Source organism: Caldimonas thermodepolymerans, from assembly GCF_015476235.1.
GTDB lineage: Bacteria > Pseudomonadota > Gammaproteobacteria > Burkholderiales > Burkholderiaceae_C > Caldimonas > Caldimonas thermodepolymerans.
On record NZ_CP064338.1, the window covers coordinates 3385452 to 3409529 of the forward strand.

At 70.3% G+C, this 24078-nt stretch carries 20 protein-coding genes; 1 reads left to right on the plus strand and 19 read right to left on the minus strand.

What is annotated here, in order from left to right:
* Positions 1–15: 15 nt before the first annotated feature.
* From IS481_RS16035 to IS481_RS16105, 15 genes are all read right to left on the minus strand, one after another.
* Positions 16–1086 (minus strand): cupin domain-containing protein, encoded by a 1071-nt coding sequence (locus tag IS481_RS16035; RefSeq protein WP_104359017.1) that lies wholly within the window; start codon positions 1084–1086, stop codon positions 16–18.
* Between the two features lie 21 nt (positions 1087–1107).
* Entirely contained in the window at positions 1108–2310 is a 1203-nt protein-coding gene (locus tag IS481_RS16040; RefSeq protein ID WP_104359016.1) for a 3-hydroxybenzoate 6-monooxygenase, read from the minus strand.
* Between the two features lie 137 nt (positions 2311–2447).
* Positions 2448–3341, minus strand: coding sequence for a LysR family transcriptional regulator (locus IS481_RS16045; protein WP_104359015.1), 894 nt, complete (start codon positions 3339–3341; stop codon positions 2448–2450).
* Between the two features lie 130 nt (positions 3342–3471).
* The gene (locus IS481_RS16050) at positions 3472–4101 is read right to left on the minus strand and encodes a glutathione S-transferase family protein (RefSeq protein WP_104359014.1); all 630 of its coding nucleotides are present in this window, start codon (positions 4099–4101) and stop codon (positions 3472–3474) included.
* A gap of 83 nt (positions 4102–4184) precedes the next feature.
* Positions 4185–5378 carry a porin gene (locus IS481_RS16055; RefSeq protein WP_104359013.1) on the minus strand — a complete coding sequence of 398 codons (1194 nt, stop codon included), beginning with the start codon at positions 5376–5378 and terminating at the stop codon, positions 4185–4187.
* 462 nt (positions 5379–5840) lie between these two features.
* Positions 5841–6830, minus strand: coding sequence for a tripartite tricarboxylate transporter substrate-binding protein (locus tag IS481_RS16060; protein ID WP_104359012.1), 990 nt, complete (start codon positions 6828–6830; stop codon positions 5841–5843).
* 17 nt (positions 6831–6847) lie between these two features.
* Positions 6848–7843 (minus strand): Bug family tripartite tricarboxylate transporter substrate binding protein, encoded by a 996-nt coding sequence (locus IS481_RS16065; protein WP_104359011.1) that lies wholly within the window; start codon positions 7841–7843, stop codon positions 6848–6850.
* Positions 7844–7995: 152 nt separating this feature from the next.
* Complete coding sequence (locus IS481_RS16070; RefSeq protein WP_104359010.1) at positions 7996–8856, minus strand: fumarylacetoacetate hydrolase family protein; 861 nt, start codon at positions 8854–8856, stop codon at positions 7996–7998.
* Between the two features lie 28 nt (positions 8857–8884).
* A complete protein-coding gene (locus tag IS481_RS16075) occupies positions 8885–10861 on the minus strand; it encodes an oxidoreductase (protein WP_165908739.1) in 1977 nt (658 codons plus the stop codon).
* Between the two features lie 56 nt (positions 10862–10917).
* On the minus strand, positions 10918–11928 hold the full coding sequence (locus tag IS481_RS16080) for a cupin domain-containing protein (protein ID WP_104359008.1): 1011 nt from the start codon (positions 11926–11928) through the stop codon (positions 10918–10920).
* A gap of 13 nt (positions 11929–11941) precedes the next feature.
* Positions 11942–12928 carry an ABC transporter substrate-binding protein gene (locus IS481_RS16085; RefSeq protein ID WP_194963310.1) on the minus strand — a complete coding sequence of 329 codons (987 nt, stop codon included), beginning with the start codon at positions 12926–12928 and terminating at the stop codon, positions 11942–11944.
* Positions 12929–12943: 15 nt separating this feature from the next.
* Positions 12944–13786 (minus strand): phytanoyl-CoA dioxygenase family protein, encoded by an 843-nt coding sequence (locus IS481_RS16090; RefSeq protein WP_165908664.1) that lies wholly within the window; start codon positions 13784–13786, stop codon positions 12944–12946.
* 79 nt (positions 13787–13865) lie between these two features.
* The gene (locus IS481_RS16095; protein WP_104359079.1) at positions 13866–14621 is read right to left on the minus strand and encodes an SDR family NAD(P)-dependent oxidoreductase; all 756 of its coding nucleotides are present in this window, start codon (positions 14619–14621) and stop codon (positions 13866–13868) included.
* A gap of 10 nt (positions 14622–14631) precedes the next feature.
* On the minus strand, positions 14632–15891 hold the full coding sequence (locus IS481_RS16100) for a flavin-dependent oxidoreductase (RefSeq protein ID WP_104359078.1): 1260 nt from the start codon (positions 15889–15891) through the stop codon (positions 14632–14634).
* Positions 15892–16176: 285 nt separating this feature from the next.
* Positions 16177–16803: a MarR family winged helix-turn-helix transcriptional regulator gene (locus tag IS481_RS16105; RefSeq protein ID WP_104359077.1), complete on the minus strand. Its 627-nt coding sequence runs from the start codon at positions 16801–16803 to the stop codon at positions 16177–16179.
* Between the two features lie 271 nt (positions 16804–17074).
* Here IS481_RS16105 and IS481_RS16110 point away from each other — a divergent pair, with 271 nt between their 5' ends.
* Positions 17075–18736 (plus strand): MFS transporter, encoded by a 1662-nt coding sequence (locus IS481_RS16110; RefSeq protein WP_232529331.1) that lies wholly within the window; start codon positions 17075–17077, stop codon positions 18734–18736.
* Between the two features lie 54 nt (positions 18737–18790).
* On the opposite strand, the gene IS481_RS16115 is transcribed toward IS481_RS16110, so the two are convergent.
* The 4 genes from IS481_RS16115 to trpE all read right to left on the minus strand — a co-directional run bounded on the left by IS481_RS16115 (position 18791) and on the right by trpE (position 23764).
* Positions 18791–19225: a bacteriohemerythrin gene (locus IS481_RS16115; RefSeq protein WP_132764604.1), complete on the minus strand. Its 435-nt coding sequence runs from the start codon at positions 19223–19225 to the stop codon at positions 18791–18793.
* Positions 19226–19390: 165 nt separating this feature from the next.
* Positions 19391–20590 carry a Rieske 2Fe-2S domain-containing protein gene (locus IS481_RS16120; protein ID WP_114699323.1) on the minus strand — a complete coding sequence of 400 codons (1200 nt, stop codon included), beginning with the start codon at positions 20588–20590 and terminating at the stop codon, positions 19391–19393.
* Between the two features lie 521 nt (positions 20591–21111).
* Positions 21112–22083, minus strand: a complete 972-nt coding sequence (locus IS481_RS16125) for a Bug family tripartite tricarboxylate transporter substrate binding protein (protein WP_104359074.1) — start codon at positions 22081–22083, stop codon at positions 21112–21114.
* Between the two features lie 178 nt (positions 22084–22261).
* Entirely contained in the window at positions 22262–23764 is a 1503-nt protein-coding gene (trpE, locus tag IS481_RS16130; RefSeq protein ID WP_104359073.1) for an anthranilate synthase component I, read from the minus strand.
* Between the last annotated feature and the right edge of the window lie 314 nt (positions 23765–24078).

Below are 24078 nucleotides of genomic sequence, written 5' to 3' on the forward strand. Positions count from 1 at the left end.
TGGAATGGAAACGGTTCAGGACATCGAGGGCATCGCCGGCGCGTCGCCGTCGCGGACCTCGTAGACGCCGAGCTTGCGGTGCAGCGGCGATTCGTCGGCCACGAACACGAAGGCCGGCTCCTTCGCGGAGTCGTTCTTCAGCGTGGTGGGGGTGTAGCCCGGAATGCAGCAGGTGTCGGACTTGCTCAGGTCGAACGAGCGGCCGCCGCCCTCGACACGCACCGCACCCTCGATGACGTGGTAGACCGCCGCCGGCGAGCGCGCCGGCAGGTTCAGGGTCTGGCCCGGGCGCAGCATCATGGCGTGGAAGCCGAGGATGTTCTCGGCATCGTCGCCGGTTTCCGGGTTGACGTAGGTGACCTGCACGTGCTGCAGGTCGGGCTGGTCGGCTGCCAGCGACTGCAGCGCCGCCTTGGTCTCGGCCCAGGGGTAGCGCATCATCGGATAACGCCGGCCGCTGCGGCCGAACACCGGGGTCGGCACCACGCCGGCGCGGGCGTAGGCGCGCTCGCCGCGGCCGGGCTTGACCTGCTGGCGGTCGCCGTTGAGGTGGTAGCTGGCCTCGATGTAGTAGACCAGCGGCAGGTCCAGCACGTCCAGCCAGATCACCGGGTCGGTGCCGTCATGGCCGTGCTCGTGCCACAGGCCGGTCGGCGTGAGGATCAGGTCGCCCGGGCTCATCGGGCACTTCTCGCCCTCGACGGTGGTCCAGGCGCCCTCGCCCTCGACGACCATGCGGATCGCGTTGGGCGTGTGGCGGTGGCTCGGCGCCCACTCGCCCGGCAGCAGCAGCTGCATGCCGAGGTAGATCGCGGCGCTGGCCTGCATCTTCTCCAGCGTGTGGCCGGGGTTGGCCAGCACCAGCACGCGGCGCTCGGCCTTCTCGATCGGGGTCAGGTCGCCCGCGCGCAGCAGCAGCGGGCGGATCTCCTGGTACTTCCAGTGCGTCGGCACGGTCTGGCGCGCCGGCACCTTGGGCGGCAGCACGCTGCGCAGGCTGGGCCACAGGGGCACCAGGTTGCGCTCGCGCAGGGCGTCGACGTAGTCCTTGGGCAGGTCTTCCAGGCGGCCCAGTTCAAGGCTCATGACGGTCTCCTCGTGGATGGATCAGTGGTCCGCGGCCAGGCAGTTGTCGACGTTCCAGCCGTACAGCCACTCGAGCGCGTCGTAGAAGCGCTCGGGCGAACGGCCGCGCCACAGGTCGTTGCGGACCAGGCGCTCGACGCCCTTGGCGTGGTAGATGCGACCCATCTCGCGGCTGGACAGCACGATGCGCGCGGTGCGCGCGACGCGCGAGCGCTGGTACAGGTCCAGCGCCTTGGCCCAGTCGTTGCCGTGCACGCGCAGTGCCTCGCCCAGCGTCACGGCGTCTTCCATCGCCATGCAGGCGCCCTGCGCCATGTACTGGGTGGTCGGGTGGGCGGCGTCGCCCAGCAGGGTCACGCGGCCGAAGGTCCAGGTGTCGATCGGGTCGCGGTCGGCGGTGGCCCAGCGCTTCCAGCTCTTGGGCAGGTCGATCAGCTGGCGCGCCTGCGGCACGATGCCCTGGAAGTAGCTCTGCACTTCCTCCTTGCTCCCCTCGGTGACGCCCCACTGCTCCTGCTGGCGGCTGTGGAAGGTCACGACCACGTTGTACTGCTCGCCGCCGCGCAGCGGGTAGTGCACCAGGTGGCAGTGCGGGCCGGCCCACAGGCTGGCGGCGTTCCACTGCAAGTCCTTGGGGAACTCGGACTTGTCGACCACGGCGCGGTAGACCACGTGGCCGGTCACGCGCGCGGGGTCGCCCACGTACTGCTCGCGCACCACGCTCTTGACGCCGTCGGCGCCGATCAGGGCCTGGCCCTTGTAGGCGTTGCCGTGCTGGTCATAGATGGTGACGGTGTCGGCGTCCTGCTCGACGCGCACGATGCGGGTGCTGGTGTGGAAGCTGGCGCGGTCGGATTCCTCCACGCCTTCCAGCAGCGACTTGTGCACGTCGACGCGGTGGATCACCGCGTAGGGGTTGTTGAAGCGCTTGCGGAAGGCCTCGCCGGTCGGGATGCGGCCGATCTCCTTGCCGTCCACCGCATCGTGCATGACCATGTAGTCGGTGTAGACGGCGCGGCCGCGGGCACGCTCGCCCACGCCCAGCGCGTCGAAGGCATGGAAGGCGTTCGGGCCGAGCTGGATGCCGGCACCGATCTCGCCGATCTCGTCGGCCTGTTCGAACACCTTCACCTCGAAGCCGCGGCGCACCAGCGCCAGCGCGGCTGCCAGGCCGCCGATGCCGCCGCCGGCAATCAGCACGGGAAGTTTCTGAGCAGCAGTCATGGGGTCTCCTCTGAATCGGGTCGCCGAAGGTTAGGAAGCTGCTGCTATCAAGTAAATGCGTGGCCCGATATACCTGCTATCGAGATTCTTGATAACACGGTCCCGCGGGGCCGCCGGGGCCGCTGACGTACGGTTGGTTACTTGCCATGCAGGGCGGCCAGCGTGGCGCGCAGCCAGGTGTGGCCGGCGTCGAGGTGGAAGCGCTCGTGCCAGTGCTGCTTGACGTCGAAGGGCGGCAGCTCGACCGGCGGGTCGAGCACGGCGATGCGCTCCTGGTGCGACAGCGCCTCGCCGAGCCGGCGCGGCACGATCACCAGCAGCTCGGTGGTGGCCACCAGGCGCGCGACGCCCAGGAAGCTGGGCACCTTGAGCACGATGCGACGCTCCCAGCCGTGGGCCTGGAACACCTTGTCGACGATGGCGTGGCCGGTGCCCGAGGTGGTGACGACGATGTGCCCCTCGGCGAGGAACTGCTCGCGCGTGGGCCGCGCGTGGATGCGGGGGTGGTTGCGCGCGGCCAGGCACACGAAGTCCTGCCGGAACAGGGTCTGCTGGTAGAAGCCGGCCTCCAGGTGCGGCATGAAGCCCACCGCGAGGTCGACCTCGCCGGACTCCAGGCGCCGGCCGGTGTCCAGGCTGGTGCGCTCGGTCTCGACCGTGACGCCGGGCGCGACGCGCCGCAGGTGGTTGATCAGCGTGGGCAGCACCACGATCTCGCTGATGTCGGTCATCGCGATGCGGAACTGGCGCGTCGCGGTGGCGGGATCGAAGGTGGCGCGCGCGCCCGAGAGCTCGTCCAGCGTCTGCAGCGCGGAGACCACCGCCGGGTAGATCTGCTTCGCGTACGGCGTGGGCTCCATGCCGCGCGAGGTGCGGCAGAACAGCGGGTCGCCGAAGTGGCGCCTCAGCTTGGCAAGCGCGGTACTGACGTTGGCCTGCGCGACGCCGAGTCGCTCGGCCGCCCGCGAGACGTTCTGCAGGCGGTACACCTCGACGAAGACGTGCAGCCAGTCGATGTTGAGTCGGGTCATCGGTGGGGACGGGGCAGCGCGCGGCAGCGGCACCGCGCGCGCCGACGGCTAGTGTGCCCGCGAATCGCGCCGGGCGTGCGCGCCAGGCGCACGCCGGCCACCCCGGCCGGCCCCGAAGGCAGGCCCCGGCTCAGGCCTGCTTGAGCAGCGGGCTGTCGATCTGCTCCAGCACGCGGCGCACGGCCGGGCGCTGCAGCAGCCGGTCGCGCAGCTGGCGGAAGTTCGGCCACGGGTCCAGCGCCAGGCCGTCCAGCGCGCACCAGTTGGCGTAGACCATCAGCTGGTAGTCGCACGAGCTCGGCCGGTCGCCGCCCAGCACCCAGTCCTTGCCCGCCAGCAGGCCGTCGATGCGCTGCAGGCAGCGCTCGAACAGCTCGCGGCCGGTGGCCTGGATCTGCGCATGGCAGGCGGCCTCGGACGTGAAGCGCGCCGGCATGCGGACCTGGCGGCGTGCCGGCTGCGCGGAGGCGGCCAGCCACGCCAGCAGCGACACGCCTTGAGCGAACCCGAACGGGTCCTTGGGCAGCAGCCCGGCCTCGGGATAGGCCTGGGCCAGCCAGGCGTGGATCGCGGTGGTCTCCGTCAACACCCCTGCCTCGGTGCGGATCGCCGGCACCGTGCCGAGCGGGTTGATCTGCCGGTAGGCGCTGCGGTCGCCGGCGAGGTCGACGTACACCGCCTCGTGCGGGATGCCCGCGTCCGCGAGCGCCAGTTGCGCGCCCAGGGAACACGCCAGGGGGTGGTAATACAGGGTCAGCATCGTCCAGGTCTTCTGCGGGCGCCGCCCGGTGGAGGCGGCGCCCGTCGATGGTGGTTGCAACAGGCCGCGAATCTACACGTTCGTCAGAACGAGTGCCGCAGGCCGACGACGGCGCCCTTCATGCGCGGGTTGCCGTCGGCCAGGCCGTTGACACGCGGCGCGGTCGTGCCCGCCCCGAGCGCGTAGTTCGAGCCGTTGCGGTTGTCGACCGTGCCCAGCGTGACGTAGACCATGGTGCGCTTGGACAGCGGGTACTGTCCGCCGATGGCCAGCCAGGTGGCGTCGCGGCTGCCCGGGTCGACGTCGTAGTCCGAGCGGTCCTGCACGCGCACCACCTGCGCGTAGGTGGTCCAGGCACCGATCGGCACGCGCACGCCGACGTTGATCAGGCGGAACTCCGCCGCGTTGGTGCCCGACACCCCGGCCATGCGGGTCAGCGCGCCGGTGCAGGTCACGCAGGAGTTCTTCTCGTTGGAGAAGCCGACGTACAGGCGCGCCGGACCGAAGTCGTAGCTGCCGCCCAGGGTGTAGCCCTGCGCATCGCCGTTGGCGCTCTTGTTGTTGGCGCCGTTGATGCGCGCGCCGGCCAGCACCACGTCCAGCGGGCCCTTGGTGTAGCGCAGCGAGGCGCTGACGGTGCGGCCCTGGGTGGGAGACTTCTCGCCGAAGGCACCCAGCACGCGGAACTCGAAGCCGTCGAAGTTGGGCGAGACGTACAGCACCGCATTGTCGGCGCGCGCCGACAGGCCCACGCCCAGCAGCGGGCGGTTGGCCACGCCGCTGCGGTTGATCGACAGCACCCCGCCGTGGCCGACCCAGCCGAACGCGTCGATCGGGTTGAGCGCCTGGTAGTACGGCATCAGCAGGCGGCCCATCGTGACCGCGCCCCAGCTCTTGGAGGCCAGGCCCACCGAGGCCTCGCGGCCGAAGGCCCGGCCGCCTTGCGCCAGCACGCCGTCGTCGGGGGTGAAGCCCTGCTCGAGGCGGAAGGTGGCCTTCAGGCCGCCGCCGAGGTCTTCGGAACCGGTGAAGCCCAGGCGGCTGCCGGCCGAGCCGCCCGCGATCATGCGCGAATGCGTGCTGCCGCCGCCGTTGGTGGCTTCCAGCCCCAGGTCCACCAGGCCGTACATCGTCACGCTGCTTTGCGCGCCGGCCACGCCGGCGGCGAGGCCGACGCCCAGGCCCAGCGCGATGCGGGCCGCACGGCCCAGCGGCGTCCGACGCGTCGCGCCGTGGCGCGCCGCACGATCCTGACGGGTGTGGTGTCGAGAGTTCACTCAGAGTCTCCTGGTCGTTGTGGTGTGGGTCTGCCGGAGGCCGGCCGCGGCCTGGACCGCCTGCATGGCGGCCTGTGCCCCGGACGGTTGCGCACGGCACGGGCGGGTCGGATCACGGCCGACCCATGGGAGCCGGCGCCCTCCTGCAGTATGTTTTACGTATGCTGATTGTCAGCACACTGATGTTAAAGGCGCGAAAACGGGAGCGTCAATTTGCAAAGCCTGCGATCGAGGCCGATTCGCCGCGTTCTATGGGTTTTTCCTAGTAATGACAGGCCACATCGGCCGGATCCATGTGCGCGTGTCGCATGATCCGATGCAGAAAACGAAATCCAGTCGCCCGCTTCTCGCATAACTGTCCGTATGCTGAATTTGTGCCGGAAGGGCGACGGCGCACGCGCCGGCGCGCCGCCGCGGCGGGCGCGGCGGCGGCTCGGGCCGCGGAAGGGGAAGGCCGCAGCGTCAGTCGACGCTGATGCCGAAGGCGCGGACGATGCGCCCGAACTGGTCGAAGTCGGCGCGCACGCGGGTGGCGAAGTCCTGCGGCGAGCCGCCGACCACCACCTCGCCCAGTGCGGCGAAGCGGCGTCGGGTCTCGGGCTGCGCGAGCACCTGGTTGATGGCCTGGCCGACCTTCGCGACGGTGGCGGCGGGCGTGCCGGCCGGGGCGAACACGCCGAACCAGGTCTCGAACGCCACGTCGCGGAAACCCTGCTCGGCGAGCGTCGGCACCTCGGGCAGCAGCGGCGAGCGCTGCGCCTGGGTCACCCCGATGGCGACCAGCTGCCCGGACTGCAGGTAGCTGCTCGCCGAGGCCAGGTCGCTGAACACCACCGTCACGTGGTCGCCCAGCAGGTCGCTGAGCGCCGGGGCGACGCCCTTGTAGGGCACGTGGGTCAGCGGCACGTCGGCGGCCTGGCGGAACAGCTCGCCGGCAATGTGCATCGGGGAGCCGGCGCCCGGCGTGCCGTAGCTCACCGGCTGCTCCTTCGCTCGCGCGGCCAGCGCCCGCGCATCGCGCAGGCCCTGCGCAGGCCGTGTGACCGGCAACAGCGTGCCGCGGCTGAGCTGCACCACCGGGGCGAGGTCGGTCATCACGTCGACGGCGCCGCCGGCCGCCTTGGGCAGCACGTGCGGCGTGGTCACCAGCGTGATCGGCGTGACCAGCAGGGTCTGGCCGTCGGCCGGCGAGCGTGCGGTCAGCGCCGCAGCCAGCATGCCGCTCGCCCCCGGCTTGTTCTCGACCACCACCGGCCGCTGCAGCACGCCCTGCAGGCGCTCGGCCAGCACGCGGGCGATCACGTCGGTGCCACCGCCGGCAGCGTTGCCGACCACCAGCATGACCGGCTTGCCCGGCGCGGGCCAGTCCTGCACGGGCGCAGCCTGCGCGACGCCCAGGCCCAGCAGGGCGGCCAGCCCGAGCCGGCACAGCCATGCGAACGTCATGCGCATGGAAAGGCTCCTTCGGCTCACTCGGCGGTGATGCCGAATTCCTTCACGATGCGGCCGAAGCGGGTGTACTCGTCGCGCATCAGCTGGGCGAAGGTCTGGGTCGAGCCACCCACCGGCACCTCGCCTTGCGCCTTGAACTTCTCCTGGATGTCGGGCATCTCGAGGATGGCGTTGATCTCCTTGTTGATGCGCTCGACCTGGGCGGCCGGCGTGCCGCGCGGTGCGAACAGGCCGAACCAGCCGGTCACCTCGACGCCCTTGATGCCCTGCTCGGTCAGCGTGGGGACGTCGGGCAGCAGCGGGGTGCGGTTCGGCTCCGGCACGGCCACCGGCACCAGCCGGCCCGACTGGATGTGCGGCAGCGCCGCGCCCAGCGAGCTGATCGCCAGGGGCAGCTGGCCGCCCATCAGGTCCACCAGCGCCGGACTGGTGCCGCGGTAGGGCACGTGGATCAGGTCGACGCCGGTCGCGCGGGCGTAGAGCATGCCGACGATGTGCTGCGGCGAGCCGTTGCCGGCCGAACCGAACGGCAGGCCGGGCTTGCTGCGGGCGAGTTTCGTCAGCTCCTGCGCGTCCTTCACGCCCTGCGACGGGGTCGTGACGATGATCAGCGTGCTGCGCGTGACCTGCACCACCGGCACCAGGTCGTTGAGCACGTTGACGTCGCTGGCCGCCCCCGGCTGCACGTGCGGGGCGATCACCAGCGTGTTGGGCGCGAACAGCAGCGTGTGGCCGTCCGCCGGCGACTTGGCGACCAGGTTGACCGCCATCGTGCCGCCGGCCCCCGGCTTGTTCTCGACGATCACCGGCTGCTTCAGGCGCCGCTGCAGCTGCTCGGCCAGCGCGCGCGCCAGCGTGTCGGTGCCGGCACCCGGCGCGAAGCCGACGACGATGGTGATCGGGCGGTCCGATCCGCTGGACTGGGCCGATGCGGGGGCGACCAGCGCGAGCGCCGCGCAGGCCGCGCCGATCCAGCGCATGGGGCGGGAAGCGAAGATGGAGCGGAAGTTCATCGGTTGTCTCCTCGTCGATGTGGTCTCTGTGTGTGTCCTGCCGTTGAACGCTCCGGTTCAATCGCCAGGGGAGAAGGAAATGGCAAAGCGCAGCCGGTCCGCACACCGGCTGCGGGGGGAACAAGCAAAGGGGGAAAGGCGGCGTCGCTGCATCAGGCCGCCGTCACGGGCACGTCCATCGCGCCGATGCGGTCGATCTCGCAATGCATGCGGTCGCCCGGCAGCACCGGACCGACGCCCTCGCAAGTGCCGGTCATGATGATGTCGCCCGGCCACAGCGTGTAGAAGCTGGAGGCCCAGGCGATCTGCGTCGCGATGTCCATGATCATGTGCGCGGTGTTGGAGCGCTGGCGCGGCTCGCCGTTGACCGCCAGGCTCAGGTCCAGCGCCTGCGGGTCCGGGATCTCGTCGGCCGTCACCAGCCACGGGCCGCACACCGCGTAGCTGTCGATGGACTTGCGCAGCGAGCGGTCCTCCGGGCCACGCACCACCATGTCCAGCGCGATGCAGTAGCCGGCCACGTACGACAGTGCGTCCTCGCGCGTGACGTTGGCCGCGGGGCGGCCGATCACCACGCCCAGCTCCATCTCGTGGTGCGTCGAGCGTTCCGGGAAGCGCACCCGCACGCCCTCGCCCGGGCCCACCAGCGCGCTGGTGGCCTTGAGGAACAGGCCCTGCTCCTCGATGCCGCCGCGGTAGCGGTCGGTGAAGGTGGCGCGGTCGGCCTCGGCTTCCTCGACGTGCTTGAGGTAGTTCACCGGCACGCCGATGATCTTGGTCGGCGCCTGCACGGGGCTGAGCAGCTTCACCTGCGACACCGGCAGCGCCGCGGCGTGCGGCAGCAGCCGGTCGATCTCGGCACGCACGGCATCCAGGTGGGCGACGAGGGCGTCGCCCTTCGGTCCCGCCGGGTAGGTCGGCGCGGGCAGCACGCGCATCGCCTCGCTGACGTCATGCACCCGGTCGCCGACGACGACCCCGAGGCGGTGGTTGTCGAACCAGCACAGCTTCATCGCATCGCGCTCCTGTCCGGCCCGCCGCTCACAGCCGCACGCCGATGCGCGCGCCGTCGAGCGTCGCGTGCAGCAGGCGGCGCGGCGCGAGGCAGTCGCCGATGCGGTAGACCTCGCCCTCGATCTGCGGGAAGCTGCGCGGCGCGCTGCCGCAGGCGAACACGATGCTGTCGATCTCCTCGCCCTCGCTCACCTGTTTGGTGAACACGTTGCGCAGGCGCGGCACGCGGCCGGCCTCGATCAGCTCGGTCAGCGGCATCAGGCGCACGTTCTTCTCGAGCAGGCGCTTGAGCACGAAGTGCTGGATCGACCACTCCAGGCCCTGGCCGATGCCGACGTTCTCGGACAGCAGCGTCACTTCCTTGCCCTGCTCGGCCAGGTACAGCGCGGCAAGCACCGGCGGCTGGCCGTCCATCAGCCCGCCGACCACCAGGACGCGGCGGCCCAGCTGCGCCGGGTTGTCCAGGATCTCCAGCGCGTTGAACACCGGCACGGTGTCCACGCCCGGCACGTCCGGGATCACCGGGGTCGATCCGATGGCCAGCACCGTGGCGTCGGGCTTGTGCTTCGCGACGAACTCGGGCGTGGCCTCGGTGTTGAGCAGCACCTCGACGCCCTGCTCGCGGATCTCGCGCTTGAGCGTGTCGATCAGCGTGATCATCTCGCGGCGCGAGGGGTCGCGCGCCAGCGTCGCGACGGTACCGCCCAGCTGGTCGCTCTTCTCGACCAGCGTGACCTGGTGGCCGCGGGCCGAGGCGATGCGCGCGGCCTCCAGCCCGGCGGGGCCGCCGCCGACGATCAGCACGCGCTTGGGCTTGTCGATCAGCTGCACCTTCAGGTCCAGCTCGCGGCCGGCCATCGGGTTGACCGGGCAGGACGAGACGCGGTCCGGGAAGTGGCACTCGTTGAGGCCGGCGCACTTGCGCACCTCCTGCGCGCGGCCCTCGGCCAGCTTGCGCGGCAGGTGCGGGTCGGCGATCAGCGCGCGGGTCAGGCCGATCATGTCGGCATGGCCGTTGGCGATGATGCCCTCCATCTGCCACGGGTCGTTGATGCGGCCGGTGACGATCAGCGGCACCGTGCAGACCTCCTTGATGCGCGAGGCCGCCGGCACGTTGAAGCCCGAGGGGATGAAGCTGGAGGCGACGTACGGCGTCACCACGCCCTTCTGCAGCGCGCCGATCGTGCCGGCCGTGACGTTGACGTAGGCCAGCGAGTTCGTGATGCGCTTGACCACCGCCTTGATGTCCTCGGTGGTCATGCCGCCCTCGACATCCTGGTAGCCGCTGATGCGCACGCCGATCGGGAAGTCGTCGCCGCAGCGGGTCTTGATCTCGTCGATGATCTCGAGCAGGAAGCGCATGCGGTTTTCCGCGCTGCCGCCGTAGCGGTCGGTGCGGCGGTTGGTCGCCGGCGACAGGAACTGCTCGACCAGGTAGCCGTGCGTGCAGTGGATCTCGGCGCCGTCCAGCCCGGCCTTCTTGATGCGCTCGGCCGAGCGCGCGAACAGCTTGACGATGCGGCGCACCTCGTCGGTGGTCAGCTCGTGCGAGGCCATGCGCACGTGGTCGTCCGCGAGGCCCGAGGGCGAGACCATCGGCTGGAAGGTGTCGGGCAGGCGGATCGAGCCGCGGTTGGCGATCTGACCGAAGCAGTACGCGCCGTGCCGGTGCACGATGTCGGCGCGCGCGCGCAGGCGCGGGATCAGCGTCTCGTCGAAGTACGCGGCGCCTTCCTCGCTCTCGGGATCGGGCGTGCCGTCGCCGTCGCCCGCGTAGGCGGGCACCACCTTGCCGGTGTTGATGAAGTTGATGCTCGAGACCGTCTCGTGGAGGATGGGGATGCCGACCAGGCCGACGCCGCCCTTGACGCGCTCCTCCAGGTAGGCGAGGTAGCGCTCGTCGTTCATCTTCGGGTTGTGCGTGGTCAGCATGAAGCGGTTGCGCACCTGCTTGCCGCCGATCTGGATCGGGCTGAGGAGTCGGCTGAATTCCTGTGTCGTCATCTCGGTTCCTTGTGTGATGTGGTCGCGGGGCGTTCTGTTCGTCGGCGGGGCCGGGCTCAGGCCGACTGGGTACGGGTCTCCTCGGTCAGCAGGCCGAGGCGGCGCAGCACGTCGCCGTCGGACACCATGAACAGGCGGGCGTCGCCGTCCAGGCTGCGGTGCGTGACCCACTGGTGCTGCGGGATCGTGAAGATGTCGCGCGGCCCCCAGGCCACGACGTGCTCGCCGATGCGCGATTCGCCGTGGCCTTCGGTGACGCAGCACACGACGTTGGCATTGGTGCGCGAAGGCAGCGTGGGGCTGCCGGCATCCACCTGCACCAGGCGGGTGTCGAGGAAGGCCATCGCGTTGCCGCCGGTCAGCGGGTTGGCGTAGCGCACCCGGCGCGCGCCGTCGGGCGAGCGCGGCGCCTGCGCGAGCGCACGCACCGCATCGGCGTAGGGATAGCGGAACAGCGGCGAGTGGTCCTGCCGGCCGAGCACCTCCTCGGGCACGATGGCCGGCGCGCAGAACGCGGCGTCGGGCATGGTCTGCGGCTTCTGCGCAATCGGGCCGGGCTGGAACTGCACGGTGCCCAGGTACAGGTGCAGCGGCACGTCCAGCACGTCCAGCCACATCACCGGCTCCTGCCCGTCGTGGCGGTGTTCGTGCCAGCACCAGGCGGGCGTGAGCACCAGGTCGCCGAAGTGCATCGGGCATTCCTTGCCGTCGACCAGCGTCACCGCACCCTCGCCCTCGAGCAGGAAGCGCAGCGCGTTCATCGAATGGCGGTGCGGCCGCGCGGTCTCGCCGGGCAGCAGGCACTGGATCGCGGCCAGCACGTTGCCGCAGGTGAACTCGTCGGCCAGCGACTGCGACTGCGGGCTCATCAGCTGCAGCACGCGGCGCTCGACCGCCGCCGGGGAGGTCTCCTGGAAGGCGCGCTCGATCAGCGGGCGCAGCTCGCTCCAGCGCCACTGGTGCGGTGGCAGCGGCGCGGGCGGCGGCTTGTGCGCGTTCGGGCTTTCCCACAGCGGCGCCAGGTGCGCCGCATGCCAGACGCTGGAGCGGGATTCGTTCGTGCTCATGGTCGGATCCCCGTCAGAGCTTGAAGGCTTCGAAGGTGCCGGGATGGAACAGGTCTTCCGGGGTCACCAGTCGCGAGGACAGGCCCTGGCTGTGGTGGGTGCGGAAGAAGGTCTCCAGCACGTGGCGGTTGGCGTCGATGCCGTAGGACCAGTAGTCCTCGCCCATGAGCGCACGCGCCTCGGCCATGCGCACCTCGAAGAACGGCAGCAGCACCTTGGTGGCCGAGGTGTCGGCCAGGTGCTCGTAGGCCTGCTGCTTGGCACGCTCGAACGCCTTGCAGATCGCCCCGGGCAGCCACGGGTGCTGCTCGGCCAGCTCGCGGCGCACCCCCAGGATGTGCATGATCGGGAAGATGCGCGTGCGCCGGTAGTACGCCATCGACTCGGCCACCGGGTCCGGGAACAGCCAGCCGATGTTGGGCGTGCCCGGCGGCACGTCGGGCGGGCGCGGCGCGACGAACGCGTCGATCTCGCCCTTGGCCAGCAGGCTGGAGATGGTCTCGCCCTCGGGGGCGTCTTCCAGGCGCACGTCCGCGGGCAGGTTCAGCTTGATCTTCTCGGGACGCCCGGCGTGCGAGATGCCCCCGCGCACCCAGGTCACGTCCGAGGGCTTGATGCCGTAGTCGTCCTCGAGGAACTGGCGCACCCAGACGTTGGCGGTGAGCTGGTACTCGGGCAGGCCGATGCGCTTGCCGCGCAGGTCCTCGGGGGACTTGATGCGGTCGGTGCGCACGTACACGGCCGTCTGGCGGAACGCGCGCGACAGGAAGATCGGCAGCCCGACGTAGGGGAAGTTGCCGTTGGCGGTCTGCACGGTGGAGCTCGACAGCGACAGCTCGCAGATGTCGAACTCGCGGCCGCGGAAGGCGCGGAAGAAGATCTCCTCCGGCGGCAGCGTCATGAACACGGGGTTCACCCCGTCGATCTGCACGTCGCCGTCGAGCAGCGGACGGCAACGGTCGTAGTTGCCGATCGCCACGGACAGGGTCAGCTTGGCCATGCCCCGGGACCCCGCTCAGTTCTTCGCCGGCGCGTCGACGCCACGACGGTAGCGGCTGCCGAACTTCTTGATCAGCACGCTGTCGAGGTAGGCCACCGCTTCAGGATCCATGTCGGCACGCGGCACCGGGTCCTGGATGAAGGTGTCGTACGGGTCGCTGCCGCGCACCAGCGTGGCGTGGTCGATGGTGTTGGGCGTCTTGCGCTGGAACGGTGCCATGTAGCGCACCGCGATGCCCACGCGGCGGTTGTCGCTCGTGTTGGGGGCCGAGCCGTGCACGATCTTCTCGTGGTGGAACGAGAACTGGCCCGGCGCCAGCACCAGCTTGGTGGCCTGGCTTTCGTCGACCTCGACGGCGATTTCCTGGCTCAGCGACAGCAGGTTGGCCGTGCCTTCCTTGTAGACGTGCTCGTACAGCGTCTTGTGCGAGCCCGCGACCACCTTCAGGCAGCCGTTGGCCTCGTTGCTCTCGGTCAGCGCGATCCAGGCGGTGACGATGTCGCCGGCGCCCTCGGGCGTGCCCGAGTACGGGCCGTCCTGGTGCCAGGCCACGAAGCCCGGGTCGCGCGGCTTCTTCATGAAGAAGGACGTGGACCAGCAGTAGATGTTCGGGCCGATCAGGCTCTCGACCGCATCGAGCACCGGCTCCAGGCGGATCAGTTCGTTGACCCAGGTCAGCACCAGGTGGGATTTCGCTCGCAGGATCTCGGCCGCGCGGGCACCATACTGCTCCTGCAGCGCATCCAGCTTGGCGAGATAGGAAGCTGCCCGCTCCGGCGACATCGCGGTCAGCGGGTAGAGGTAGCCGTCGCGCTCGTACGCCTGGACCTGCTGCGGGGTCAGGGAGTTCTTGGTCACTGGGATACTCCTTCGGGAAGTTGGGGGATGCGGCCCGGCCGTCGCCCGGCCGCCGTTACTCTGGAATGCCTGTCGCCCTTCAGCGTGCGGCGTAGCCGCCGTCGATCGGCAGCGTCACGCCGGTGATGTAGGAGGCCGCGTCCGAGGCGAGGAAGGCGATCGCGTTGGCGATCTCGTGCGGCTCGGCAAAGCGCCCTTCCAGCACGCGCTCGCGCAGGCGCTCCTCGGCCGGGCCGATGCCGCGCGCGGCGATGCGCTCGGTCAGCACCAGCCCCGGGCACACCGCGTTGACGCGCAGCCCGCGGTCGCCGTACTCGGCGGCGAGCTGGCGCGTGAAGCCCAGCAGGCCCGCCTTGGTGGTCGAATAGCTCGGCGTGCTGGGGCTGCCGATCAGCCCGCGCGCCGACGAGACGTTGACGATGGTCCCGCCGCGCGGCGCGGCCAGCAGGCGCGGCAGCAGCGCGCGCGTCACCAGGAAGGCGCTGGTCAGGTTCAATCCCAGGTACTTGTTCCAGTCGGCCAGCTGCAGCTCGTGCGCCGGGCTGCGGAAGTTCGCGCCGACGTTGTTGACCAGCGACTTGAGCACCACGCCGCTGCCGGCCACCTGGTCGGCGATGCGCTGCACCTCGTCCTCGCGCGTGACGTCGGCGGCGATCGCGGTGCAGGCGGCCTCGCCCAGTTCGCGGGCCAGCGACTCCAGCCCTGCAGCGTCGAGGTCGATCGCGAACACGTGGGCTCCGAGCCCGGCCAGGGTTTGCGCTGTGGCTCGGCCGAGGCCGGCGGCGGCGCCGGTCACGACGGCGCCCAGACCATGGAATTGAAGCTGGTTCAGCACGACGGATCCTTCAGGCGGTCACGGGACGGCGCAGGTCATCCAGCGAGAAGCCGGCGATCTTCTTGTAGCGGGCCTGCCACTCGATGATCTCCTGCTCGGTGATGACGTCCTCGAGGCGTTCGAACGGCTTGCCGCCGGTGCGCTCGTTGACGACTTCCAGCAGGCCGTCCGGCGAGATCTTGCGGTTGGCCAGCACCACGTCGCTGGTGGCCTTCAGGCGCAGCTGCTCGTACTCCTTCAGCGCCGCACGCGGGTCCTCGTGCTGCACCAGCAGGCGCGACAGCGTGGTCGCGTCGATGATGGCCTGGGCGGCGCCGTTGGAGCCGCGCGGCATCATCGGGTGGGCCGCGTCGCCCAGCAACGTGACCCGGCCCTCGGTCCAGAACGGCAACGGGTCCTGGTCGATCATCGGGTACTCGTAAACCGCCTCGGCAGCGCGCATCATCGCCGGGATGTCCATCCAGTCGAACTTCGCATGCTCGAAGTGGTGGATGAAGTCGCTGATCTCGGCGCGGCGGTTCCAGTCGCGCTTGAGGTCCTCGGTCGGGCGCTTCACTTCGATGACCCAGTTGATCAGCTGCGTGCCCTCTCCGTCGATGTTGTCGCGGATCGGGTACATGACCAGCTTGCCGGTCTCGTTGGCGCCCAGGTAGACGTGCGTCGCGCCGGTCAGGTAGGGCTTCCAGCGCGTCGTGCCGCGGTACTGCAGCGTGCCCTCGTAGCGCGGCACCGCCTCCTTCGGGTGCATCTGCACGCGCACCACCGAGTTCACGCCGTCGCAGGCGACCGCCACGGGGCCGCGCACCGGCGGCAGCGGCTGGCCCTTGGGGTCGATGAAGTGCACGGTCGCGCCGTCCTCGTCCTGCTCGACCTTGACGCAGCGGTGGCCCTGCACCACCACGTCCGGGCCGGCGCGCTCGATCAGCGCCTCCAGCAGCGTGAACTGCAGGTCGCCGCGGTGGATCGCGATCTGCGGCCATTCGTAGCCGGCGTACTGGCCGCGCGGCTCGCGCAGCACCAGTTGCCCGTGACGCGTGTAGAAGCGGTACTCCTGGGTGGCGATGCCCTTGCGTCGCAGCACCGGCTCCAGGCCCAGGCCGGCGAGCTCGCGCATCGCGTGCGGCAGCAGGTTCAGCCCGACGCCCAGCGGCTTGATCTCCGGCACCGCCTCGTAGACACGGAACGGCACGCCATCCCGGTGCAGCGCCAGCGCCAGCGTCAGGCCGCCAATCCCGCCGCCAATGATCACGACTTCATCTTGAGATTTCATCCTTCTCGTCCTGTCCGTTGACTTCAACTCACATGCTCACGGGTGCGACGTCGTTATGATCAGTATACTGATAATCATCATGCTGAGAGCCTGCACGGACTCAGTGATTTCCCTAGGGCGCAGCGCCGCGCCGGGGCGGCAGCCGACGGCCCGCGGCCGGGCGCCGCGAACGCACGGACGTGGCACGACGGCGCGTCAGGACGAGGGGAACGCAGCGGGAAGAAGGCCGGCGAAGGGCGGCCGGGGCCGGCCCCGGCGCATCGCCCGCCAGGGCGTGAGGCGCGCTCAGGCGCGGCCGCTCGCAGCGCGCGCGGCCCGTGGCGCGGCGGCCTTGCGGCCCGGGGCGCGCGCCGTCTTCTGAGGCACGGCCTCGCCGGTCGCCTGCGCGCGCACCTGGGGCAGCACGTCGGCCTCGAGCGGCGCGCGGCTCAGTTCGTTGTTGGAGTTGACCAGCTTCTGCAGCAGGCTCATCAGGGTCTGGCGCTCGTCAGGAGAGAGCGGCCCGAGGATCACCTCGTCGATCTCGGCGATGCGCGGCTGCATCACCTCGATCAGCGCCCGCCCCGGCCCGGTGATGTGCAGCGCGTAGGTGCGCTTGTCCTTGCGGGTGCGCTCGATCAGGCCGTTCTGCTGCAGGCGGGTCACGACGTTGCTGGTGGTCTGGCGATCCAGCGCGACCAGCTTGCCCACCCGCGTCTGGTCGACGCCGGGGAAGCGCTCGATGGCCTTCAGCGTGGCGTACTGGACGTGGGTGATGTTGTAGTCCTTCGCGGCATCCAGGAACACGGCCACGCAGATCTGGTGCAGGCGCCGCACCAGGTGGCCCGGGTGGTTCATGGGCTCGAAGTGCAGCTCGGTGGCCTCGCCGGCCGGCACGGCCGCGGGAGTCGCTCGACGGGAACCAGTGGTCATGGTGTGTGCTGGGTGTGACGCAGGGCATGCCGCCCGGAGGTCAGGCGCCCCGGTCCGCGACCCTTGGCTGCAGGCGCCAGGTGTCGTGCAAGGCGTCCATCCGCGTGGCTGCCATGCTACTGCCTCCTGGCTGACGCATCGCTGTCGTTTGCGCGGGCAGCCAGGGCGCCCGGATCGAGACGCCTGCCGCTTGAAAACATTCAGTACAATGAATTTAACGCATTCTGCCACGGGCGCCGTGCCTGCCGCCGGCACCGGGCACCATGAGCCGATGACCCTGCCCTTCTCCGGCCTGCTGCGCTCGCCGGCCCTCGCTCCCCTGCGGCGCCCCGCCTACCGCGGGCTGTGGACGGCCTGGCTCATGGCCAACCTGACGATGTGGATCCACGAGGTCTCGGCCGCGTGGCTGATGACGCAGCTGAGCACCAGCGCGGTGATGGTGTCGCTGGTGCAGACCGCCGCGACGCTGCCCATCTTCGTGCTGGGCGTGGCCAGCGGCGCGCTGGCCGACATCGTCGACCGGCGCCGCTACTTCGCGTTCACGCAGTTGTGGGTGTGCCTGACCGCCCTCGTGCTCGCGGCGTTGCAGCTGTCAGGACGGCTGAGCGCCGAGCTGCTGCTGGTGCTGACCTTTGCCAACGGCATCGGCCTGGCGCTGCGCTGGCCGGTGTTCTCGGCGATCGTGCCCGACGTGGTCGCGCGCGACGAGCTGCCCGCGGCATTGGCGTTGGGCAGCATCTCGATGAACCTGTCGCGCATCGTCGGCCCCGTCGTCGCCGGCGCCCTGCTCGCCAGCACCGCGCCCGGGCTGGTGTTCGCGCTCAATGCGGTGCTGGCCGCCGTGGCCCTGGTGCTGATCCTGCGCTGGCGCTCGCGGCAGCGCAGCAGCGCCCTGCCCGGCGAGCGCTTCCTCGGCGCGGTGCGCGTGGGCGTGCAGCACGTGCTGCACTCGCCGCACCTGCGGGCCGTGATCCTGCGCGTGTTCATGTTCTTCCTGCAGTCGAGCGCGCTGCTGGCGCTGCTGCCGCTGGTGGCCCTGCAGCTCGGCGGCACGGGCGCCGGCATGTACACCTCGATGATGGCCTGCATGGGCGCCGGCGCGATCGCCGCCGCGCTGCAGTTCCCGCGCTGGCGCGAACGCCACGGGCGTGACGCCTTCACGCGCCGGGGCACGGTCCTGCATGCGCTGGCCTCCCTCGCGGTGGTGCTGATGCCCACCCCCTGGGTGGTGCTGCCGGCCACCGTGCTGGCCGGCGCCGCCTGGATGGCGGTGGCCAATACGCTGGCGGTCGCCGCGCAGCTGACCCTGCCCGACTGGGTGCGCGCGCGCGGCATGTCGATCTACCAGATGGCCCTGATGGGCGGCACGGCCGCCGGCGCCTGGCTGTGGGGTCAGGTGGCCGAGGTGGCCGGCGTGGCCGTCGCGGTCAGCGTCGCGTCGCTGCTCGGCGTGCTGCTGCTGGCGCTGACCTGGCGGCTGTCGGTCGAAGGCGGCGACGAGGACCGGCGCGACCCGGGGCAGGCCCGGCCCGAGCCGGACGTGCGCATCGCCGTGAAGCCCGAGGACGGGCCGGTGATGGTGCTGGTCGAGTACCGGATCGACCCGCAGCGCGAGGCGGCCTTCCTGGACGTGATGCAGGCCACGCGGCGCGCGCGGCTGAGCCAGGGCGTGCTGTCCTGGGGGCTGTTCCGCGACACCGCGCAGCCCGGGCGCTTCGTCGAGCACTTCGTCGACGAGAACTGGGCCGCGCACCAGCGCTGGCTGGAACGCTACACCGCCGCCGACGAGGAACTGCGCGCGCAGCGCCTCGCCTTCCATGTCGACCCGGCGCCGCCGCGCATCCAGCGCTACGTCGGTGCGACGCTGCCGCACGAGGCGCTGCTCTTTCCTGCCCCTGCACCGCACGGGCCAAGCCGCCCGGGGCCCGTGTGACGTGACGGAGAACACGGGCTGACCCGCCCCGGGCCCGGCCAGGGCGTGCGCCCCTCAGGCTGCGCTGCGCGACGGGCGCGTCAGCACCACGGGGGCGCCCCCCAGGCGCCGCTTGGCGCGGAAGTGCGCCACCGCGGCGTCCATCGCCTCGACGTGGTGGGGCAGCCAGCGCATCAGCTCGGCCACCAGGGCCTCCTTCAACTCGTCGGAAGATTCGGCCTCGGGGGCCTGCTCGAGGATCTCGTCGACCTCGGCCAGCGAGCGCAGCACTGCGGCGTGCTCGTCGATGTGGCAGGCGGCGTTGCCGTCCTTCATCTGGCGCAGTTCCACGTCCTCGACCGCGAAATGCTCGGCGACGTGCGCACGCAGCGCGCGCAGCGCGTCCAGGGCCTCGCGGCCGCGCGCCGCGCCCAGGGCATCGATGTGCCGGGCAAATTCGTCATGGTCGGCGTCCAGCTTGGGATCGCCCAGCACGCGCAGGGGAGTCATGGTCTACGGCGAAAAGGGGGGTTCGGGAGTCGAGAACGGCACGGGCGCCCGAGGCGCCCGTGCTGCCCGCCATCATAGTGCCGATGGCGACCCGGCCCACGGGGCCGGGTCTTGCATCCTGCTGCACGGCGTGCGCTGCGCCACAGGATCGGGCTGGCGGCGCGCTCAGGCCGCCTTGGCCTGGCCTTCCTCGCCCGGCTGGGTCGGCAGCGTCAGCGGCTCTTCCAGGCGCGACCACTGCTTGGTGGGCTTGCCTTCGCGGATCAGGTCCAGCTCGCGCCAGAAGATCTTGCGCAGCGTGACGATGCCCAGGTCCGAGCGGCCCAGGATCTCGTCCTCGCGCTTGGTCAGGCGTTCCTGGCCGCGGATCGACAGGTAGTCCTGCGCGGCAGTCAGGCCCACGTAGGTGTCCTCGGGGTTGTCCCAGACCTTCATCGAGAACAGCTTGTCGTGGTGCTTGGCCGGGTCGTACTTGCCGTACTTGGCGAAGTACTGGCGGAAGCGCATCTTCGAGACCTCGCTCGCCTCGGGCGGCAGGCAGTAGATCATGAAGCGCGTGGTGTTCAGCTCGTCGTTGGGGGTCATCCAGACGAAGGTGTCCAGCCACGGGTCTTCCGGCGTCAGGCCCGGCACCGTGATGTGGTTGTTGTTCGGGAAGGTCCAGTCGCTCACGCGCACGTTGTTGTTCGAGCGGCGCGCGGTCTGGCGGATGCCCGCGCTGGTTTCCTCGTACGACAGCTCGGGGATCGCGGCGGTCACGGCCTTGCCGAACGGGCCGACGGTCAGCGCCATGTGCACGAAGCTGACGTGCACTGCGTCCATCGAGTTCTCGATCTGCTGGAACCAGTTGTTGTCCCAGCGCTCCATGCCGTTGGCGATCACCGCGCCTTCGCGCTCGGCCTGCAGCTTGCGCGGCAGCTCGAACGGAGGCGCCTCGTCGTCACCCAGGTAGGCGAACACCAGGCCCATGTACTCCTTGACCGGGTAGCCGGGGATCTTGGTGCGCGGCATGCCGGTGTCGGTTTCGGCCGGACGGTTGGTGCAGGCGCCGGTCGCGTCGAACTGCCAGCCGTGGTAGATGCAGCGGATCTCCTCGCCGACCACCCAGCCGGTGTGCAGCAGCGTGCGGCGGTGCGAGCAGCGGCCGCCGACCAGGTGCAGTGCGCCGCTGGCCCCGCGGTACAGCGTCAGCTCTTCGCCCAGCACCTTCACCGGGATCGCGGTGTTGAGCGGAACGTTCTCCGACAGCTCGATCGGATGCCAGAACTTGCGCAGCAGGGTGCCCATCTCGGTGCCCTTGGCGCATTCGGTCAGGCGCAGGAACTGTTTGGCGCGCTCCTGGCGCCGCTCGTCGAGGTAGGTCATCGTGGTCTCCTAATTGCCAACGGGAATGCCCTCCCGCCTCCTTGGGGGCAGCGAGGACCGTTCAAAGTCGCGCGCAGCTGGTCCACCGGACATGACGCACCACCCGGCCTGCAGCCGGGTCGTGCCGCTCAGGGACCACGCCGGATCCGGGTGACGCCCGCCGGGTCACGCGGGACCTATTCATTCTGTGCAACAGTCAGTCATCAACAAGCATCAAAGGCGCTAATCCTGCTATTCGGAAACCAAAAACGCATGAGACGATCGCATCAATGGCTTCACGCCGCAAAAATATGCGCCACCAAGTCGATCGAGCGCAAACGCGCCACCCGCCATCGCCGCTAGACTGGGAAAGATTTGGCCGAGGAAAAGCCCGGCTGCGCACGGCACGTGCGGCAGCCGCGGAAGGCCGACGCGTCCCGGCCGGGCGCACTGAAGGAAGGGGCGGCCCCCCGAACGGGGCCGCCACGGCGTGTCGGTGAAAAGGCGTCGCACCCCGCCGGGGCGCGACGCCCACGCCGTCGTCAGTCGGCGCTGGCGCCGACGGCCTTGACCAGGCGGCCCAGGCGTTCGGTGTCGGCCTTGATCAGCGCGGCGAACTCCGCCGGCGTGGCCGAGACGGCCTCGACACCCTGCTCGTTCATGCGCTGCACGATGGCCGGGTCGCGCAGCACCTCGGCGAACTGCGCATGCAGCGCGGCGACCACGTCGGCCGGCGTGTTGGCCGGGGCCGACAGGCCGAACCACTGGTCCATCACGATCTGCTCGCTCAGGCCCGCCTCCTTCATCGTCGGCACGTTGGGCAGCGCCGGCAGGCGCTTGGACGTGGCCGCGGCCAGCACGCGCAGCTGGCCGGCCTCGACCAGCTTCTGCACCGACGAGTAGGACGAGAACATGAAGTCGATGCGCCCGGCCACCAGGTCCACCACCCCCGGCGCGACGCCGCGGTACGGCACGTGCGTGGCCGGCATCTGGGTCATCGACTTCATCAGCTCGGCGAGCAGGTGCGCCCCCGAGCCCGAGCCGGCCGAGCCGTACAGCAGGCCCTGCGGCGACCGCTTGGCCAGCGCCACCAGCTCCTGCGCAGTGCGCGCGGGACTGGCCGCGGGCACCACCAGCAGGCTGGGCAGGCGGAACAGCAGCGTCACCGGCGTGAAGTCACGCTCGCTGTACGGCAGCTTCGAATAGAGCGAATAGTTGACCGCGTTGCTGCCGAAGTTCGACAGCAGCAGCGTGCGACCATCCGGCGCGACGCGCTTGACGGCGTCGGCAGCGATGATGCCGTTGCTGCCCGGCCGGTTCTCGACGATGACCATGCGCCCGGTCTTGTTCGTCCATTGCTGGCTGATCAGGCGGGTCAGGGCGTCGGTGGCCGCTCCGGGCACGAAGGGCACGACGATGGTCAGGGGGGAAGCGTCCGCGGGGGCGGCATGGGCGAACTGCAACGGAGCGATGCCTGCCGAAAGCAGCACCGCCAGTGCATGTCTCCTCTTCATGGCTTGTGCTCTCAGTAGTGGGTGAGGGCCCGGATGATCGGCGCATCCCCGCGTCCCGTTCAACGACGCATACGAGATTGCTGTTCATTGAACGACGCATACGTGTGCGCCTGCCGCACTCCGGCGTCGCGACAGGCCAGCGCCGCCCGGACGCCCGGGCAGGCAGGAGCGACGGGGTTCAGTCGAGGCCTTCTTCGACCAGCTCGGCCGCGCGCAGCAGCGCACGCGCCTTGGCCTCGGTCTCGCGCCATTCCATCTCGGGGATGGAGTCGGCCACCACGCCGGCGGCGGCCTGCACGTGCAGCATCTGGTCCTTGACGATGCCGGTGCGGATCGCGATCGCCAGATCCATGTCGCCCGCGTAGCTGATGTAGCCGCAGGCGCCGCCGTACAGCCCGCGCTTGGTCGGCTCGAGCTGGTCGATCAGCTCCATCGCGTGGATCTTGGGCGCACCGGTCAGCGTGCCGGCCGGGAACGTGGCCTTGAACACGTCGATCGCCGTCATGCCGTCCTGGAGGATGCCCTCGACGTTGCTGACGATGTGCATCACGTGGCTGTAGCGCTCGACCGCGAACGCCTCGGTGACCTTGACGCTGCCGGTCTTGGCGATGCGGCCGATGTCGTTGCGCGCCAGGTCGATCAGCATCACGTGCTCGGCGCGCTCCTTCGGGTCGTTGACCAGCTCCACCTCGGTGGCCTTGTCCTGCTCGGGCGTGGCCCCGCGCGGACGCGTGCCGGCCAGCGGCCGGATGGTGATCTTCTGCTGCCCGTCGACCAGGCGCTCCTGGCGCACCAGGATCTCGGGAGAGGCGCCCACGACATGGTGGTCGCCCATGTCGTAGTAGTACATGTAGGGGCTGGGATTGAGCGAGCGCAGCGCGCGGTACAGCGACAGCGGCGACTCGGTGTAGCGCTTGCTGATGCGCTGGCCCACCTGCACCTGCATGAAGTCACCCGCGGCAATCAGCTCCTTGGCGCGTTCGACCGCCTTCAGGTAGTCGGCCTTGGCGAACGGACGCTCGGGATGGAAGCCCTGGCTGGGCTTCACCTGCGGCGCGCTCACCGAGTAGCGCAGCTTGTCCTTGAGCTCGCGCAGGCGCCGCTTGGCCTTCGGATAGGCCTCGGGCTGCTTGGGATCGGCGTAGACGATCAGGTACAGCTTGCCCGAGAGGTTGTCGATGACCGCCAGCTCCTCGCACTGCAGCAGCAGGATGTCCGGGCAGCCGATGGTGTCGGGCGGGCAGGTGGACTCGAGCTTCTTCTCGATGTAGCGCACCGCGTCGTAGCCGAAGTAGCCGGCCAGCCCGCCGCAGAAGCGCGGCAGCCCCGGCGACAGCGCCACCTTGAAGCGCTTCTGGTACGCGTCGATGAAGTCCAGCGGGTTGCCCTCGTGCACCTCGACCACCTCGCCGTCGGTGACGACCTCGGTGCGTGCCTCGGCGCCGAAGCCGCGCGCGCGCAGCAGCGTGCGCGCCGGCAGGCCGATGAACGAGTAGCGGCCGAAGCGCTCGCCGCCGACGACGGACTCCAGCAGGAAGGAATAGCGGCCGTTGCCTTCGGCATGGGCCAGCTTGAGGTACAGCGACAGCGGGGTTTCCAGGTCCGCGAATGCCTCGAGCATCAGCGGGATGCGGTTGTAGCCCTGCTGGCTGAGGCTCTTGAATTCGAGTTCGGTGATCACGCGTGGGGCCCTCCAAGCCCTGCGAGGCCTGCGGCCGGTGCCCGCAGGTGCTCGCGGCAGTCAAGACGGTGGGAGGAATCGGAGATTCCGGGCGTGCCGGGAAGGCGCATGGGGCTCGTGCACAGGGGCACCGCCCACGGCCGGCGGCAAATCAAACCAGTGCGTGCGGGCGACGCCAGGGCCAGGCTCCCCGGTCGTGCGGACCTTTGGTTTGTTTGCGCGAGATGAACATGGTCCCGGAGTGTAGCAGCGCCTGCCGACGGAATCGACCCGCCGCCCGGGCCCGGGCGGGGACAAGCCGCCGGGCCGGGCGT